The organism is Sunxiuqinia dokdonensis, from assembly GCF_001270965.1.
GTDB lineage: Bacteria > Bacteroidota > Bacteroidia > Bacteroidales > Prolixibacteraceae > Sunxiuqinia > Sunxiuqinia dokdonensis.
Genome location: NZ_LGIA01000060.1, coordinates 17,822 through 36,553, shown reverse-complemented (window position 1 = coordinate 36,553; position 18,732 = coordinate 17,822). Strand labels below are relative to the sequence as shown.

The 18,732-nt window shown below is 46.6% G+C and carries 11 protein-coding genes; 9 read left to right on the top strand and 2 right to left on the bottom strand.

Annotation, left to right across the window (positions count from 1 at the left end):
• Window positions 1-177: 177 nt before the first annotated feature.
• From NC99_RS05720 to NC99_RS05700, 5 genes are all read left to right on the top strand, one after another.
• Complete coding sequence (locus tag NC99_RS05720; RefSeq protein WP_082326328.1) at window positions 178-717, top strand: RNA polymerase sigma-70 factor; 540 nt, start codon at window positions 178-180, stop codon at window positions 715-717.
• A 74-nt stretch (window positions 718-791) separates the two neighbouring features.
• The gene (locus NC99_RS05715; RefSeq protein ID WP_053180761.1) at window positions 792-1,778 is read left to right on the top strand and encodes a FecR family protein; all 987 of its coding nucleotides are present in this window, start codon (window positions 792-794) and stop codon (window positions 1,776-1,778) included.
• Window positions 1,779-1,927: 149 nt separating this feature from the next.
• Window positions 1,928-5,326: a TonB-dependent receptor gene (locus NC99_RS05710; RefSeq protein WP_239684417.1), complete on the top strand. Its 3,399-nt coding sequence runs from the start codon at window positions 1,928-1,930 to the stop codon at window positions 5,324-5,326.
• A gap of 20 nt (window positions 5,327-5,346) precedes the next feature.
• Window positions 5,347-7,092, top strand: a complete 1,746-nt coding sequence (locus NC99_RS05705) for a RagB/SusD family nutrient uptake outer membrane protein (RefSeq protein ID WP_053180759.1) — start codon at window positions 5,347-5,349, stop codon at window positions 7,090-7,092.
• 297 nt (window positions 7,093-7,389) lie between these two features.
• Window positions 7,390-11,196, top strand: coding sequence for a DEAD/DEAH box helicase (locus NC99_RS05700; protein WP_053180757.1), 3,807 nt, complete (start codon window positions 7,390-7,392; stop codon window positions 11,194-11,196).
• 251 nt (window positions 11,197-11,447) lie between these two features.
• On the opposite strand, the gene NC99_RS05695 is transcribed toward NC99_RS05700, so the two are convergent.
• Entirely contained in the window at window positions 11,448-12,083 is a 636-nt protein-coding gene (locus NC99_RS05695) for a transposase (RefSeq protein ID WP_239684416.1), read from the bottom strand.
• A gap of 72 nt (window positions 12,084-12,155) precedes the next feature.
• Window positions 12,156-12,548, bottom strand: coding sequence for a hypothetical protein (locus tag NC99_RS05690; RefSeq protein ID WP_157624512.1), 393 nt, complete (start codon window positions 12,546-12,548; stop codon window positions 12,156-12,158).
• Window positions 12,549-12,971: 423 nt separating this feature from the next.
• Here NC99_RS05690 and NC99_RS05685 point away from each other — a divergent pair, with 423 nt between their 5' ends.
• From NC99_RS05685 to NC99_RS05670, 4 genes are all read left to right on the top strand, one after another.
• On the top strand, window positions 12,972-14,393 hold the full coding sequence (locus NC99_RS05685; RefSeq protein WP_053180750.1) for a sulfatase family protein: 1,422 nt from the start codon (window positions 12,972-12,974) through the stop codon (window positions 14,391-14,393).
• Between the two features lie 86 nt (window positions 14,394-14,479).
• The gene (locus NC99_RS05680; RefSeq protein WP_053180748.1) at window positions 14,480-15,910 is read left to right on the top strand and encodes a glycoside hydrolase family 30 protein; all 1,431 of its coding nucleotides are present in this window, start codon (window positions 14,480-14,482) and stop codon (window positions 15,908-15,910) included.
• A 19-nt stretch (window positions 15,911-15,929) separates the two neighbouring features.
• Window positions 15,930-17,579: a cellulase family glycosylhydrolase gene (locus NC99_RS05675; RefSeq protein ID WP_082326327.1), complete on the top strand. Its 1,650-nt coding sequence runs from the start codon at window positions 15,930-15,932 to the stop codon at window positions 17,577-17,579.
• A gap of 43 nt (window positions 17,580-17,622) precedes the next feature.
• A complete protein-coding gene (locus tag NC99_RS05670; protein WP_053180744.1) occupies window positions 17,623-18,732 on the top strand; it encodes a family 20 glycosylhydrolase in 1,110 nt (369 codons plus the stop codon).

The window sequence follows — 18,732 nt, the reverse complement described above, 5'->3', positions numbered from 1 at the left end:
TGATGCTGTTTTCATTTCTATGGTGATCTTCTCGAAGTCAGTCAAATGACTTGCCCTCAAATTTGCTACAAAAGTACAATACTTTCGTGACCTGAACCATGGGAATATGGCATACTTGTCGATAAAATCATTTTGATATTGACTTAAATTCGCTAATTTGCTGCCAGTAAAAACACGATGATGTCCGATTTCAATACGATTTTCAGAAGGTATCACCAGCCACTGGTTTTGTATGCCTATAAGTTTGTTGCCAACGAAGATGTGTCTTTGGATTTGGTGCAGGATGTTTTTGCCTTGATTTGGGAAAAGCAGAAACTCGGTTTGGATGAAGAGCATCTCAAAGCCTATTTATTTCGTTCAACCCGTAATGCCTGTCTCAATTACCTAAAGCATCAGAAAGTGATACAAAAGCATAAGCAATTGACTTCTCTTGTTAATATGGAAATCCGGCATTTTGAGAGTGGTGAAAAATCCCTGATTGAGAAGGAAAGCCTGGCAAAAATTCACCAGGCCATTCATTCCTTGTCAGCGATTCATCGTGAGGTGATTGAGTTGAGCCGTTTTGAAGGACTCAAAAACAAAGAAATTGCCGAGCGGCTCAATATTCCTGTTCGCACGGTCGAAACACGATTGTTTCGGGCCCTGACTTCGCTGAAAGAAGAACTTTCTGAAAAACTGCTTCATATCTTGCTTCATATCTGTCAGTTGAAAAAATAATTGATTTTTTTTGTTTCGAATGACGTAATTTTCGAATTGTGGTTGTGTTCTTTATAAATAGCCTAAATAGGTTGATGATGAACGACACAAACATACCCGAACAGTTAATTGCCCGATATTTAAATGGCGATTGTTCGATGGAAGACGAAGAATTGCTTTTCCGCTGGGTGAAAGCAAAGGCGGAGAATGAAAAGCGTTTTCTCCATATAAAAGATGTCTGGGATGCCAGTTGGCAAACTTCGCATCGCGACACCGAACAGCTTCTGAAATTTTATCAACGGCAGGCCGTGCAAAAACGAAGCCGGACCTGGCCGACCTGGTTGCCGGGCGCGGCTGCGGCTGCGGTACTTTTTATTGGGTTTTTACTGGGAAGCCTTTTGCAACCTGAGCTGGGCAATTCACAAGCACAGGTCGAATCCTATTATGTGCCCCAGGGGTCCAAATCGGAATTGGTATTGGCCGATGGTACCAAGGTGAAGCTAAATGCAGACAGCCGCTTGGAAATCAGTGCTGATTTTTCAGCCAAAAATCGGGTGGTTACCCTGGCCGGCGAAGGCTATTTTGAGGTGCAGTCGGATGCCAGTCATCCTTTCACGGTTCAAACCGACAAGTTTGATGTACTGGTAACCGGAACCAAATTCAATGTCAGCAGCTATGCCGAAGATCAACGAATAAGTACCACCCTTTCCGAAGGAAAAATAAAACTGACCACGATTAAAAAGCAGGTGGTTGAGTTAAATCCGGGCGAAAAAGTGAGTTTCGACCAGCAGACCATGCAAGCCAAGCTGACGAAAACCGATGTAAATTCGGACCTGGCCTGGGTGAATGGGGAATTTATTTTTAAGGATATTCCGTTTCCCGACTTGGTGAAGCGTTTGGAGCGTTGGTACGATGTGAAACTAATTTACCAGTCGAAAGAACTGGAAGCCATCACCTATTCCGGAAAATTTAAAAACCAGGAGACCATCTGGCAGGTGCTGGATGCCCTGAAACTGACCAGCCCGATTGGTTATAAGAAAACAAATTTCAGGGAGTTCGAATTAATTTATCAGCCTATGTAATAAAACAAAAAGACGGGATGTCGCCACAACAGCCCGCCTTGGTAAAACAATCAAATTATTAATTGTCTAAACATTTCAAATTTATGAAAAAAAAACGAATCAATGGAAGTCATGCCCCTTGGGTTGACGTTCCAAAAATTTTTCGAATTATGAAACTAGTCTGTCTGTTTATGATGGCGGCTTTGCTGCACGTTTCGGCAGCGAGCAACGCACAAAAAACAAAGCTCAGTGTATCAGGTCAAAACCTAACAATAGAGCAGGTTTTAGGCCAGATTGAAGATCAATCCGAATTCTCCTTCTTTTACAACAATCAGGAAGTTGACTTAAGCAAATCAGTTAGTTTGGACATGAAAAACCAGACGATTGATCAGGTGTTGGCTTTCCTGATGGATGAATCGGGATTAACCTACACGGTGAATAATAAGCTGATCATCATTCACCAACGCCAGGATTCCAGGTTCAGCGAACAAACGAATCAGAGCAGGGCAGTTTCAGGTAAGGTCACCGACTCTACCGGGGAGCCGCTTCCAGGTGTAACCGTTTTAATTAAAGGGACCGTACAAGGTGCCATCACCAGCCTTGATGGGAGTTACACCATCGAAAATGTTCCTGCCGACGGCACCTTGGTGTTTTCGTTTGTGGGCATGCGCAGCCAGGAGATTGGCGTTGGAAATCAATCGACAATCAATGTCGTGATGCTGGAAGATGCCATTGGTATTGAGGAAGTCGTGGCCATTGGTTACGGTACGCAGAAAAAGAAGTTGACCACAGGAGCCAACATCAATGTGGGTTCGGAAGATTTGGTTCAGCAAAGTACCAGTGAGGCGCTCGAAGCCATCCAGAGTCAGTCTCCGGGTGTGAATATCATTCAGAACTCAGGTATGCCCGGCGAAGGATTCAAGGTGAATATTCGCGGACTTGGAACAATTGGCAACTCGCAGCCGCTGTATGTGATTGACGGTGTTGCCGGAGGCGATATCAACAACATTAGCCCGGCGGATATTGAGTCAATCGACATTCTGAAAGATGCTGCTTCGGCTGCAATCTATGGATCGCGGGCGGCCAACGGCGTTGTTTTGGTGACCACCAAGCAAGGACATGTTGGGCAACTGCAGGTGACCTATGACGGATACTATGGTGTTCAGCAGATTGAGAACTTAGCAAAACCGCTCAATGCCCAGCAATTTATGGACATGTACAATGAAGAGCGGGTTGTTTCCGGAAGAAGCGCCGTTGACTTTGCCAGCGCTATTCCTGCTTTATACCAGAAAATTCAAAGTGGCGAATGGAATGGAACCAACTGGATGGAAGAAGCATACAATGAAAATGCGCCCATTCAGAATCACGCCATCAATATCAGTGGTGGTTCAAACCAGTCTGTTTTCTCCATGGGCTTTTCCTATTCATCACAAGAAGGCGTTTTTGGTAAACCTGTGGAACCCAAGTATGAACGCTACACCCTCAGGTTGAATAGCGACCACGTACTCTATGAGAAAAATGGCATGGAAGTCATAAAAGTTGGACAAACCTTCAACTACAGCTACAGTAAAAAAGGCGGAATTGCTATTGGAGGAATGTACTACAATGATGTACGCAACATGTTGGGAGGAAACCCACTGGTGCCTGTATACAACGATGCAGGAGAATACTATGCTTATGATGATTTGGATGATTCAGGATTGGCAGACCTATCTTCACGGATTTACAACCCTTTGGCGCAAATGCACCTAAACCGGGGGATGAATGACGGTAGAAACTACAATATCAACAGTAGTGCTTATCTCCAGGTTCAACCCATTAAAGGCTTGTTTTTCAGAAGTAATTATGGATACCGGTTTAATGGAAACAGCTATCGTCAATACCAGCCAGCCTATGAACTTGCGGGTGATGTTTCCCTGAGCCCCGGGCGTATTCAGCAATCAGGGGGTACCGGCCACAGCTGGACATTTGAGAATACCCTGAACTACAAGTTTAATACCGGCGATCATGGCTTGGATATGCTTGTGGGTCAGTCGATTGAAAAATGGGGTTTGGGAACGAATATGGATGTGACCAATGCCTATCCGACATTTATCGGTTTCGAACATGCTTACCTTGACAATACCGATGGCCTGACAACCGGTGTGACCAATATTTCGGGAGGCCCACTTGACTGGGGACAGCTTGCCTCTTTCTTCGGTAGGGTGAACTATGACTACAAAGAAAAGTATTTGTTGACCTTAGTGATGAGGGCAGATGGTTCTTCCAATTTCGCCAAAGGCAACCGCTGGGGATATTTTCCATCCGTTGCCGCTGGTTGGTTGATGAGCGAAGAAGATTTTCTGATGGGTAGCGACGTGATTGATTTTCTGAAGCTACGCATGAGCTGGGGACAAAATGGAAATTCAACCATTGCACCATTCCAATACTTAGCCCTTGTTGGGTTTAATGTTGAAAACAATTACCGTTTTGGAGATAACAGAAGCGAAATGCAACTTGGTGGTTTCCCTTCCATTTTGCCAAATCCTGATGTGGCATGGGAAACGTCAGAACAATTGAATATCGGGGTGGATGCCTATTTCCTGGACTCCCGGTTCCAGGTTATTTTGGACTATTATAAGAAAACAACCAAAGATTGGTTGGTTCGTCAGCCTTTGCCCGCGATTTTCGGTGCGCAAGCTCCTTTCTATAATGGAGGTGATGTTGAAAACAAAGGTGTTGAACTGGCACTTCGGTGGAACGATCGTATCAGAGACTTCAATTACGGCGCACACTTTAACATCTCCAAAAATGACAATGAAGTGACCCGCTTGGGTAATGCTGCCGGTTTTATTCAAAGTAATGGAAGTATCATTTCTCAAGGAACCGATCCAGTATGGCGCGTAGAAACCGGATTCCCGATCGGATATTTCTATGGCTACGAAACAGCCGGAGTATTCCAGAACCAACAGCAAATTGACAACTGGACAGAAGGTTTCTTGCAAGCAGATCCGGAGCCGGGTGATGTGATCTTTGTTGATACGAATCGCGATGGAGCGGTAACGCCAGATGATAAAACCATGATGGGTAATCCACACCCTGATTTTAGAATTGGCTTTGGCCTCAATTTTGAGTATAAAGGCTTCAGTTTTGCAGTGACCGGCAAAGGCGCATTTGGCCATCAAATCTTAAAGTCGTACCGTTCATTTGCCGACAACGAATTCCAAAACTATACCGATCATATTTTAAATCGCTGGCATGGCGAAGGAACTTCGAATAAGTTACCGCGTATGTCGGCTGGTAATACGACGAATAGAATTAACATTTCACAGATTTATATCGAAGATGGTGATTTTGTCAAGATTCAGAATCTCACGGTAGGTTATGATTTTAAAAACTTGATGCCAAGATTGCCTTTTGGGGAGGCCCGGTTGTATCTGACTGGTCGTAATTTGCTTACTTTCACAGACTATTCGGGAATGGATCCTGAAGTGGGATACGGCGATGAACAGCCATTTGTCTCAGGCATTGATTTAGGATTTTATCCTTCGCCACGGACTTACCTGATCGGTGTTAACCTGAAATTTTAAAACCATTAATCTGAATTATTATGAAGAAATTGATATATTATTTATTTGCCGGTTTGTTGCTTTGGGGATGCGAAGACTTCCTTGAAACCCAACCGCTGACCGATAAAACCTCATCCAACTTTCCACAAACAGCAGCGGATGCTGAACAGATGATGGCTGGAATCTACACGATCATGAATAACCTCCAGCACCAAGTTGACCGAAGCCCGTTTTTCATTTGGGAAGTGGCCAGCGACGATAAGCTTGGCGGCGGCGGAATGAACGACATTCAGGCGCAGTCCTACGAAACTTTTCAGTTTTCGGACAATGAAATGCTGCTGCATTCCTGGAGCGTGTTATACCAAGGCGTACACCGGGCCAACTTTGCCATCGAAAATATGCCCTTGCTTGCAGATGAGGTGGTTAGTCCTGAAAAGAAGGATCAATTTACCGGAGAAGCCATGTTTTTGAGGGCCTGGTATTATTACCAGCTCAATACCGTTTTCAATGAAGTTCCGTTGAAAATTACGACTGAGAATGTGAATTTGCCGGCTGCAACAGCCGATGAGATTTATGGACAAATCGCATTAGACCTGAAAAATGCCATCGGCTTATTGCCCGACGTGCCTTACACCGAAACACAACAAGGACGAATTACCAAATGGGCTGCACAAGCCTTAATGGCAAGAATATTCCTTTATTACACCGGCTTCTATCAGCAAAGTGCCATTGCATTACCTGACGGTGGTTCTGTTTCAAAACAGGATGTGATTACCTGGCTGGAAGATTGTTATGCAAACAGCGGTCATGAGTTGGTTGACGATTTTCACGAACTGTGGCCTTATACCAACCGATTAACTATCGGAGATTACCAATATATCCAGGATTATATGACCGAAACGGGCAAGACACTGAAGTTTGCCAGCGACGATGGCGCCAGAAATCCCGAATCGGTATTCGTTCTTCAGTTTTCCAATTTTGCCAATTGGGATATCCGACGGGGTTATTCAAACACCTACCAGTTGTTCTATGCTTTGCGTGGGCTTCAGAATCTGGAAAACACCTACCCCTTTGCGGGTGGTTGGGGACAAGGAAATTCGATTCCAACCTCGTTGGTGGAACAATGGCAGGAAGATGAGCCGAACGACGTTCGCCTTTGGGCTTCGGTGATGGATATTGAAGAAGAAGTCATTCCGCTCGGTTACCAAAGAGGTGCCTGGGACTTTGTTCTTGAAAGTAACTATTGGGGTAAAAAATACAATGGCGTTACGGCCAGAGACACCGATGGGAGCCTAAAGAACGACTACGGCGTGCTCATGCATGGAACCAGCGACAACAACCAGCTGAGTCATACCGATGATTTAGTCTTTATCCGTTTTGCCGACGTACTGTTGATGTTGTCTGAACTGAAAGAAGATGCCAGCTATATGAATGAAGTTCGGGCACGTGCCGAACTGGATCCTGTCAGCTATTCGCTCGAAAACATTCAGAAAGAACGACGTTATGAGCTGGCTTTCGAAGGACTGAGATGGAACGACATGCGACGTTGGGGAGCTGCTTTTGCAAAACAAGCGCTCGAATCACAGGTCGGTGTTGCTGTTTATAACTTTGGAGTCGAAGATGTCCACGACGCACTGCACCCGGACGGATACAGCGCACGTTACGACGCGACCATGGGATTTTTCCCCATACCACAAAGTCAAATCGACTTGTCAGAAGGACTGCTGGAGCAAAATGCCGGATACAGTCAGTCGGGCGAAGGTTTGTACCGCGGTTGGTCTAACTAGTTTTTAGAAATGCAAAGTCCGATTTTCCGTGTGACGGGATTGGACGCTCAATCATTGACTTACCATTACAAAGCTAAATTTGTAATGGTAAGTTTTTTTTTGCGCTGGAGTCTGTTGTCGGTTTAAATCGAATTAGAAGCGCAGCAGTGCCTTTATTTCCTACTGTTGCCCATTGTCTATATCCCCTTTTTTCTTAAAAAAGCAGTCGCCAGTGGTCAAAGTAGATTTAAATTGGTTAACAATTGACTGATAAAACCCCATTTGTTAGCTTTGAATGGTTGCGTGAAAACCGTAATATTGAAGCTGCATTTTTCATTTTCAACCATCAACAATATGGGAGCCGATCATTACTACTTAAAAGAGCACATCAAAAGACACATTAACTTTTACGCTTCAGCGGCAGTGCAAGGCCGGGGGCAAGAGTTGTACAAAAGCGACAAGGTGTTTTTTGATGACTATTCTGAGAAAACCGATAGCTGGAAGTTCACTGTTCACGGCTCCCAGAATTACCAGGTTCAGGTAAAAGGGGTGGACCATCAGAATATACAAACCGGTTGCACCTGCCTTTTCGAATGGGGAAGCTTGTGCAAACACGCCGTGGCGGCTTTGCTTTTTGTGTCAGATAATCTGGGTGAGCAGCATGCATTGCAATACCAAAAACAGCTGATGTCCACCCTGAAGGAAAAACCGTTAAGTGGTAGAAATGCAAAGCATTTGGGATATGAAATTCCGGATTATCAGAACATTGATTTCGATTTTATTAGGAGAAATACAACGCCCGGTGTTTTGTCGCAGCTTGAGTATCTGGTCAATTACGTGTTTTACAATACGGTTAAGATTTCGAATGAAGCCATCACTTTTTTGACCGGAAATGCCGATGCCAACGTCCGGTTCTTTATGGAAGATGGGAAAGTGTATGTGACATCGCCCCAGGCACCAAAGTCATTCAAATTGTCGACGTCTGAAGCGCAGTGCCTGAGCATGATCGCCAATTCGCCCATGCCAAATTTATTGGCCGAGGTTTTTAGCGGCAGGATCCTGGCCAGTCAAAGCGACTGGATGAAAACTTATGGTCTGCCTGAAAGTGCCGATTTTAACGAATACTTCTCGTATTCCTTTTCCGAAAAACAAGGCTTGATGTGCTATCCGTCAATGAAGGGAGAGGGCTTGGTTCCGGTAGCCGCTACCACCAATACCTATATTTCCAGCTTGCTGAAAATGCTAAACAATGAAGAATCATTCATCGGTGAGCTTTCGAAAAAAAGGGAACAGCGCGAACTGGGCTTTGTGTTGAAGAAAGGAATTTCATTCAGTGTGGCCTACCGGAATTTTTACGAAGATGCTTACGATGAGAAAAATGAGCGGTATCAGATTGTTCCCATTGTAGGCAAAACCCGCAAGAACAACCCCCTGGAGCTTGCCACGCACATTAAACCCTACGCCGAAGAAATGGAAGCCGAATTTATCATCGATAAAAGCGAAAATGCCAAGAAGCTTTTGCGGTTGATTGATGAACTGGACAATGATGAAGGTGATGATTTTAACCGGATGAAGAGAGCTTTCGATTGCTTGCAAAAAGAAAAGTTTGTGTATGGGATAGCAGATTACACCCATCATATCAGAAAAAAGGATTTGCTGGCCATTCATTTGTCGTCCGAGCCAGCCGATGCGGTGTTTGAAGTCTCGAAAGACCAGGAGTTTTTATACCTCGACCTGAAAATAAAAATCGGTGCCGACTTACGGGAACGAACAACGGAGAAGTCGGATCCGACTGACCATTTTTTTTATCTCATTGGAAACACCTACCATTTTGTGAAAAGTGAAAAGGCAGCGGAAATCATAGCTGGCTTTCCTGAAAAAGTAAAAATGGTGGCCACACACAAGGATGAATTTTTTAAAAACGTGGTGGAGCCCATTTCCGAAAATTTTGAAGTGCGGTACTTGCCCGGGACATTCATTAATGAAATCGTCGAGTTAGATTTCAATAAAAAGCAGCTGTTTCTTTCGGAACAAAATGAGCATGTGGTTTTTACACCCCGGGTTGAATACGACAACGATGTTTCGGCGGCACTGCATACCACCGGAAACAGGCTGGTGAAAAACGGCGATGTCATTACCGAATACCGTCGAAATTTCGAACTTGAGAATGATTTTCTGGATTCGCTGGCTGAGTTGCACCCCGATTTTGAAAGCCAAAAGAGCAGGAAGCTGTTTTACCTGCATTACAGCGAGTTCACGAAAGATCTGTGGTTTTATCGCTTTTTCGATCAGCTGCAAACCCTCAATGTTGAGGTGTTTGGCTTGAAGGATTTGAAAAACTTCCGGTATTCGCCCTACAAAGGGAAGATCAGCACTTCGCTTTCATCGGGGCAAGATTGGTTTGAAGTGGATCTGGCCGTCAGCTTTGGCGATAACCGCGTGACCCTGAATGATATTAGAAAAGCGGTGCTCAATAAGCAACGCTATATCCAGTTAAAAGATGGCTCGGTGGGCGTGTTACCCTCGGAATGGCTTCATAAACTTGAAAAATATTTCAGGCATGGCGAAATTAAAAAAGACAAGCTGGAAATATCGAAGCTCCGTTTTTCGGTGGTCGACGAACTGTTTGACAAGCTGGATGATGCCAGCGTTTTGCAGGAAATTGCAGAAAAACGACAGCGCCTGAAAAACTTCACCAACATCAACGAAACGGAAGTTCCGAAACAGATTAAAGCCAGCTTGCGGCACTACCAAAAGGAAGGACTAAACTGGCTGAATTTCCTGGACGACATGCAGTGGGGCGGCATTTTGGCCGACGACATGGGACTGGGAAAAACCTTGCAGATGCTGGCATTTTTGCAGCAACAGGCCAACAAAAGCAATGGCGTAAACCTGGTGGTTGTCCCCACAACCTTGCTGTTTAACTGGGAGAACGAATTGCGGAAATTTGCTCCAAAGCTGAAAGCGCTTTACTATTATGGCACCGACCGTGCAAAAAATACCGACGATTTTAAAAACTATCACCTGGTGTTTACCACCTACGGAATTTTGGTGCGCGACATTCAAATTCTGAGGCATTTCCGGTTTAACTACGCCGTGCTCGACGAATCGCAGGCCATTAAAAATCCGGCGTCGCACCGTTACAAAGCGGCTTGCCTGATCAACGCCCGCAATAAAATAGCGCTGACCGGAACACCCATCGAAAACAGCACCTTCGATTTGTTTGCGCAGATGAGTTTTGTCAATCATGGCTTTTTTGGTGGGGTTCAAAAATTTAAAGAGAACTACTCAACGCCCATTGATAAAGATGGCGATGAACAGATGGCCGGCGAGCTGAATAAAATCATCAATCCCTTTGTGTTGCGCCGCACCAAAGAAAATGTGGCCTCGGAACTACCCGATCGAACCGAGAATATTTTGTACTGCGAAATGGAGAGTGAACAGCGTCGCGTGTATGATGCCTACCGCAACGAATTCCGAAACCGCTTGCTCAGTAAAATAGAAGACGAAGGCATTGGAAAATCGAAAATGATGGTGTTGGAAGCCTTAACCCGTTTGCGGCAGATTTGCGATTCGCCGGTGCTTTTAAATTCGGATGACGTCACGGAAACCCAATCGGTGAAAATAAAGGAACTCGTGCGGCACATTACCGACAAAACGGGCAAGCATAAAATTCTGGTCTTTTCGCAGTTTGTAAAAATGCTGGGCTTGATTCAGGATGAACTGGCCAAGCTGAACATCGAACACGAATACCTGGACGGACAAAGCAGCAGCAAACAACGCGAGCAGTCGGTCAATAATTTCCAGGAAAATGAAAACCTGCGCGTGTTCCTAATCAGTTTGAAGGCCGGAGGAACGGGGCTCAATTTAACGGCTGCCGACTATGTGTATTTGGTCGATCCGTGGTGGAATCCCGCGGTTGAAAACCAGGCCATTGACCGCTGTCACCGGATTGGGCAGGACAAAAAAGTATTTGCCTACCGGATGATTTGTACCAATACCGTGGAAGAAAAAATATTGACCCTTCAAAACAAAAAGAAGAAAATAGCCGGCGACATCATCCAAACCGACGAAAGCATTCTGAAAAAGTTGAATAAAGACGATATCAGCGAGTTGTTCTCTTAGGCTTTTAATCCAGCCGTAACTGTTCCCGGGGGGTACAACAACAAACCATTGTGGGGGAGCGGGGGTTCTAAAACCTAAATTTCAAATTCCAAAATCCAAAAAAACAAAATCCATCCGGCAGCTGCCGGACCAAATTCCAGGGGGCAGTTGGCGGTCAAGGTCCAACGTGATTGTTCCGGGTGGCGCGATTTTTAATCGCGCATTCATACAATCGTCGATTAAAAATCGACGCACCTAATTTGCAACACGAATCAACCTACTGCGGAGTGGTCTGGGGTGAATCGATCCTCTTTCCAGTTTGATGGATTGGTGCGGATATAATTTAAAATCCGTTCAAACGACTCATCATCACGGATGATGTGGTCGTGGAACCGGGATTGCCAGGCAAAATCCGCGTGGATTTTCCGGGCATGTACGGTAACGGCCGATTTAAAACCACGAATAATCGATGCCAAATTTTTCGATTGTGGCCCGAATTTGTTTGCGGGTTTGTCGTTCGTAGAGACGCGATGCATCGCGTCTCTACGATGCATCGCGTCTCCACCACCACCACCACCACGCACCGCATCCCCACGGTTATATTCATTTTTACCAATAATAATGATGGCGTGAAAATGGTTGGGCATCACAACATATTCGCCCATCGTTAAATTCATATCCTTGCGAATGTCGAATGTTTTCAACCATTCGGAATCGACAAATTTTCCGATTTCAGACAAGACCATTTTCTCCTCTGCAACATGGCCGAAATAACATTCACGGTTGTACGCGCAGATGGTAACAAAATAGGCGGCGTTCGAACTGTAATCCCAATTTTGCAAGCGGGCGGATGGTATGCGATATTTATTCTGAAATTTATCCATGAAGCGCTCTTGTGTTGATTTCAAACTCCGCCTCGTCTTAGCGAAGCGGGGACTGCCTGTTCCGGTAGTTCTCGGAATGAGGGCCGACACAGTGCTTTATCTTGCCAAATGGCCCGTCTGTTCGGGGTACTTGAAACAGATGGTAGCCAAGACTCTGAGTTTTTTCCAATATTCTTCGAAATGATCCGAATCTGAATTAAGGTTAATCACGGGATTGGATCGATCGGTGTACAAAAAGATTTTGTCGATTCTTCCATCATGATCTCTTTGGATTGATTCTTTATCGGCAGACAGCCTCAATAAGATTTCTTCGGACAACCTGGGGTAGGAGGTGAAGACTGGAAGGTCTCCATAATTTGAATGCTGATCAAACTCAATCGTTTTCTTGTTTATTCCAATTGGCATGTATTCCCTGTTAAAAGCCATCCACTCTCCGTTGTCATTGCGGTGTAGCCCGTAAGGCATGTTAATTCTAAAAAAATCTGTCATGGTATTTTATTTTTTAAGTGATCGATACAAGTTACTAAATGTTTGGTGATATTGATTCCGAAATCTATGAACACAAACTTGTTAGTTTAATCCAGCGGCCACCTCGCTAGCGCGGATCTGTGATCCGTGCTTTTGTTTGAAAAACAAATCTATTGGAGCTTGAGCGTCGGATGTAAAGAACATTGTTGGTTTATACTCATTACTTTCTTTTTATCTTTATCACGCAAAATGATAGGCCGAACTCCCCTGTGAAAGGCGACCCGTCCGGCATTTGTAATACGACATTGAATTGATTGATGTCTTGGAGTGGACTCCAAATGTTTTGACTATATTCAACCGATCAATCCTGTGGGACTCTGGGCGCCTTGCAGCTTTCAGGAAACCAACATGAAACATTCGATACAAACCTAAAATACAGCCACTATGAAACCGCTCTTTACCACCTGTGTTGCGCTGGCCGGACTGGCAGCGTGCACCACCACCCAAAAGCCGGAAGCGAACCGTTTGCCCAATATTGTGCTGATCAATATGGACGATATGGGCTATGGCGATGTTTCGCTGAACGGGGCGACCGGGTTTACCACGCCCCACATCGATAAAATGGCCGGCGAGGGTATTGTCTTTACCCATTTTTATTCGCCACAGGCCGTATGCAGCGCTTCGCGTGCGGGTTTGCTCACGGGCTGTTACCCCAACCGGATTGGCTTTGCCGGTGCACTCGATCACCGGGCCCAGGTGGGCATCAATCCCGAGGAGCAAATCCTTCCCGAATTGCTGAAGGAGAAAGGCTATGCCACAGCGGTTTTCGGCAAATGGCATTTGGGACATCATAAAAAGTTTCTGCCGCTTCAGCATGGGTTCGACGAGTTTTATGGCATTCCGTATTCCAACGATATGTGGCCCAATCATCCGGTCAACAAAAATTATTACCCGCCATTGCCTTTGTTTGAAGGGAATGAGGTGATTGAGGAAAATCCGGATCAATCCCACTTCACGCAGAATTTCACCAAACGAACGTTGAAGTTCATTCAGGAGAATCAGGAGAAGCCCTTCTTTGTGTACCTGGCTCATCCCATGCCGCATGTTCCGCTGTTTGTGTCCGAGGCTTTTCAAGGCCAATCGGAGCAAGGTTTGTATGGCGATGTGATCATGGAGCTTGACTGGAGCGTTGGGCAAATCAACCAGATGCTGGAGCAACTGAATCTGGCTGAAAATACGCTGGTGATTGTGATTTCCGACAACGGCCCTTGGATGACTTATGGCAATCATGCCGGCAGTTCGGGCGGCTTGCGCGAGGGAAAAGGAACCACCTTTGAAGGTGGGCAGCGCGTGCCTTGCATCATGAAATGGAAAGGCGTCACGCCCGAAGGAACGGTTTGCAATGCGCTGGCCTCGGGGATTGATATTTTGCCAACCCTGGCATCTTTGGCGCAAAGTCCGATGCCGGAGCAGCAGATTGATGGGGTGAACCTGTCAGAACTGATTCGGGGAAATTTTGAAGCGAAGCCACGAAACAGCTTCCTGTATTATTATCGCCGCAACAACTTGGAGGCGGTGCGCAGTGGCGACTGGAAACTGGTGTTTGAACATCGCGGCCGGACCTACGAAAACAACACCATCGGACAGGATGGCCAGCCCGGTCAAACGCCCGAAAATGTGCTGATCGAAAAAGGCCTGTATGATCTTCGCCGTGACCCGGGCGAACGCTACGATGTGATGGAATTTTATCCGGAAGTGGTAGCTGAATTGGAAGCGCTGGCTGAAGAGGCGCGGGAAGATTTGGGCGACGATCTGACCAATGCTCCGGGTAAAAACAGACGTGAACCGGGGCGTGTTGAAGAATAGGTTCAGAAAAACCAGCGGATAAAATTTGTATATTGGGACGACACTTCAAAGAGGTGTCCGATTTATAAAACCTAAATTCAACATCGATGAACCAGCGTGCCATTCCTTTTTATTTCCTGCTCTTATTTTCCATTTTCTTTTGTGTGAATTGTACCGAAAAAGCCAGTCAGCCGGCCGCTGAGCTGTGGCTGTCGACCCGCGACGGCCAGCTCAAATTTCAGCGGCAGTCTGAACCCATTTTGTTTGATCAATCCAATCGGGCCACCGAGAAAATTCTGGAGGTGAATCCGGCTGTTCGTTATCAAACGATGGATGGCTTTGGCTTCTCGCTTACAGGCGGCAGCGCGTATCATATTCATCGGCTGGGCGATGTAACAAGGGCTGCCTTGCTGGAAGAATTGTTCGCGACCCAGGACACCAACATCGGCATCAGTTATTTGCGGGTCAGCATTGGGGCGTCAGATTTAGACGACCGCGTGTTTTCGTACAATGATTTGTCCTCGGGTGAAACCGATCCCGACCTGGTCAATTTTGATCTGGGGCCTGATAAAGTCCACCTCATTCCACTGCTCAAGGAAATACTTGCTGTCAATCCATCGATTAAGATTATGGGCTCGCCTTGGTCGCCTCCAGTTTGGATGAAAGATAACCAGCATTCCATCGGTGGTAGTTTGCTGCCTGAGTTTTACGAAAGCTATGCCAATTACTTTGTGAAATACATCCAGGCCATGGAAGCCGAGGGAATCCCGATCGATGCTATCACGGTGCAGAATGAACCCCTGCATCCGGGGAACAATCCGAGCTTGCTGATGCTGGCGAAAGATCAGGCCGAATTCATCAAGCACCATTTGGGGCCCGCTTTTGAAGCCAATCAAATTGAAACCAAGATTGTGATTTACGATCACAATGCCGACCGGATCGACTACCCGCTCGAAATTCTGGCTGATCCGGAAGCCGCGCAATACGTTGATGGATCCGCCTTTCATTTGTATGGTGGCGAAATTGAAGCGCTGTCGCAGGTGCATGAAGCCCATCCCGACAAAAATTTATATTTCACCGAGCAGTGGGTGGGCGCTCCCGGCAAGTTTGAAGACAATTTTCCGTGGCACATCAAAAACCTGATTATTGGAGCCAGCCGCAACTGGTGTAAAACCGTACTGGAGTGGAACCTGGCTGCCGATCCCAATCAGGACCCGCATACCGAGGGAGGCTGTACCCGTTGTTTGGGGGCGTTGACCATTGGCGATGAGGTAACCCGGAACGTGGCTTATTATATCGTTGCACACGCCTCGAAGTTTGTGCGGCCTGGCTCGGTACGGATCGATAGCAATGAGTTGCCGGGCCTGCCCAATGTGGCCTTCGAAACGCCCGACGGGAAAATGGTGCTGATCGTGATGAATGAATCGGACGAAGAACAGGAATTCACTCTAAAACAGGAAGGGCATACAGCAACCATTCAGCTCAATGCGGGCGATGTGGCCACCTACGTGTGGCAGCTCGTTCAAAAAAAGGAATAACCGATTAAACGAATAAAAAATGATCAGTAATCAGAACACAAACATGTTTCAAGACAGACTTCTTCTTATCGCTCTGTTTTTAATGCTGCTGGTGCCTGCGTCGGCACAGCAGTTTTTGCGAACCGACGGGCAGGATATTGTCAATGAAGATGGTGAAGCCGTTTACCTGCGCGGTGTGGGCCTGGGCAACTGGATGCTGCCCGAAGGCTACATGTGGCGCTTTGGAAAAGATGGCGACCGCCCGCGCCGGATTGAGAAATTGATTTCGGACATGATTGGCGAGCAGGAGGCTGCTGCTTTTTGGCAATCCTTTCGAGCCAACTACATCACCGAAGCCGACATTGAACGCATTGCGGAGCTGGGTTTCAACTCCGTGCGTCCGGCGCTGAACTCGAGGCTTTTTGTCACCGAAGGCGAGAACAACGAGTTTATCGATGAAGGCTTTTTGTTGCTCGACCAGCTGATTGCCTGGTGTAAGAAACACCAGCTGTATGTCATTATCGACATGCATGGTGCACCGGGCGGGCAAACCGGGCAGAACATCGACGACAGCCCAAACGATATCCCCGAGTTGTTTACCGATCCCAAAAACCAGGATTTGCTGGTGGAGCTTTGGGTTCGAATTGCCCGGCGTTACAAGGACGAACCCACCGTGGCGGCCTACGATTTGCTGAATGAACCGCTCCCTGAAAATACGGGCGCTGCCGACAAATACAAGGACCAACTGGTGCCGCTTTATAAACGTTTGATTCAGGCGATTCGTGAAGTGGATCAGAAGCACATGTTTACCATCGAAGGGTACAATTGGTCGAACAACTGGTCGCTGTTTGATGAACCGTTGGATGACAATGCCTTTTACCAGTTTCATTACTACTGCTGGAACCGCCCTGACCATTTGAACAGTATTGAGCATTTTCTGGAACAGCGTGACGAACTGAATGTCCCGGTGTGGGTGGGCGAAACCGGTGAGAAAGGCAATGCCATTTACTTTGCCACTTCGCAATATTTCGAAAAGAACAACATTGGCTGGTCATTTTGGCCCTGGAAGAAGATGGATACGCAAAACACACCCTACTCGATTTTACCTCCGGAGGGTTGGGACTTGGTCAGGGCTTATTCGCGTGGAGAAGCCAAACCTTCGCGGGAAGAAGCGATCCGGATTTTTGCTGAGCTGGAGGAAAATATCAAGCTGGAGAATTGTGTGTACCATCCCGATGTGGTTCACGCCATGCTTCGGCGGATTCCCCTACGCATTGAAGCCGAAAACTACGGACACGACGGCATGGATGAGTCGTATTTTGTATTCGACAATGAATTTACATCTGAAAATTACCGAACGGACGAACCTGTTCCGGTAGAAGTGATTGCCAATGCTGAAGGAAGCCGCACTTCGGAGCAGGCCATTCGGTTGAAAGCCGGCGAGTGGACCTCGTATCGGGTAGAAAGTTTGCAGGCTGCCGCACACCAGCTTACCTTGAAAGCGAAAGCACTGTCTGAAAATGCCCAACTGGAGCTGATGTTGAATGGCGAAAGGCTGGAATTGGTTTTAGAAGGAAATCATTGGGTTTTTGAAAGTCTGGGTAAACAGAATTTCGTGCAAGGCGACAATGAAATTAAGTTACAGGTAAACCTGGGCGAAGTGCTGATTGACTGGCTCGATGTTCATTAAAAACAGGCGTTGAAGTTGTTGTTCATCTTAATTTGTGTTGGTTATGAGAAAGTTTGCAAACCTATTGTTCGTTGTTTTCGGCTTGGTGGTGATTCACCCGGTTGTGGCTCAGGATGTGTTGCCCGTTCGTGGCCTATGCATTGCAGCGCCGCAGGTCGATGAGTTAGACGATTTTATTGCTTTTATTGATCAGGAGTTGGCTCCGCGTCAGGTCAATGTGTTGGTATTGCGGGTCGATTATAATTATCAATTCGAAAGTCATCCCGAGCTGCAAGATGAAGTGGCCCTCTCAAAAGAACAGGTGAAGCGCCTGGTCGACCTTTGCCAAAAGCACAACATCCGACTGATTCCCCAAATCAATTTATTGGGGCACCAGTCGTGGGCATCAGATCTGGGCAATCTGTTGAAGGTGTATCCCCAGTTTGATGAAACACCGCATGTGGAGATGCCCGAAAACTACCAGTGGCCCAATGAAGATGGCTTGTACTGCAAAAGTTACTGCCCGTTGCATCCTGGGGTGCATGAGGTGGTTTTTGCGTTGATGGATGAAATTTGTGAAGTGTTTGAAACCGATGCTTTTCATGCCGGGATGGACGAAGTTTTTTACATTGGCGATGACCAGTGTCCCCGGTGCTCAGGCCGCGACAAGGCCGAACTGTTCGCCGGCGAAGTCAATAAAATTCAAAATCACCTGGCGCAAAACAACCGCCAGCTGTGGATTTGGGGCGACCGCCTGCTCGATGGAAAAACCACCGGCATGGGCATGTGGGAAGCGAGTATGAATAACACGCATCGGGCCATTGACCTAATTTCGAAAGAGGTGATGATTTGCGACTGGCATTACGAGCGTCCGGATAAGTCGGCGGTGTATTTCGCCATGAAAGGGCTGGACGTGTTGACCTGCCCTTGGCGGAACCCGGATCATGCCGTTTTGCAAACACGCGACATGTTTGATTTCCGGGCTTCGGCAACTTCCGAAATGAAGGATCGCTATCAGGGCATGATGCAAACGGTTTGGTCGGGCGCCGGCGCATTTATGAAGGAGTTTTACAATTCGGAAGATACCACCACCAACACTGCCGCGAACTGCTTTCGGGCGATGTTTGCTGAAATAGAGCAGCTGACAGCCAAGGAAGAACACAACAAAAAGTGA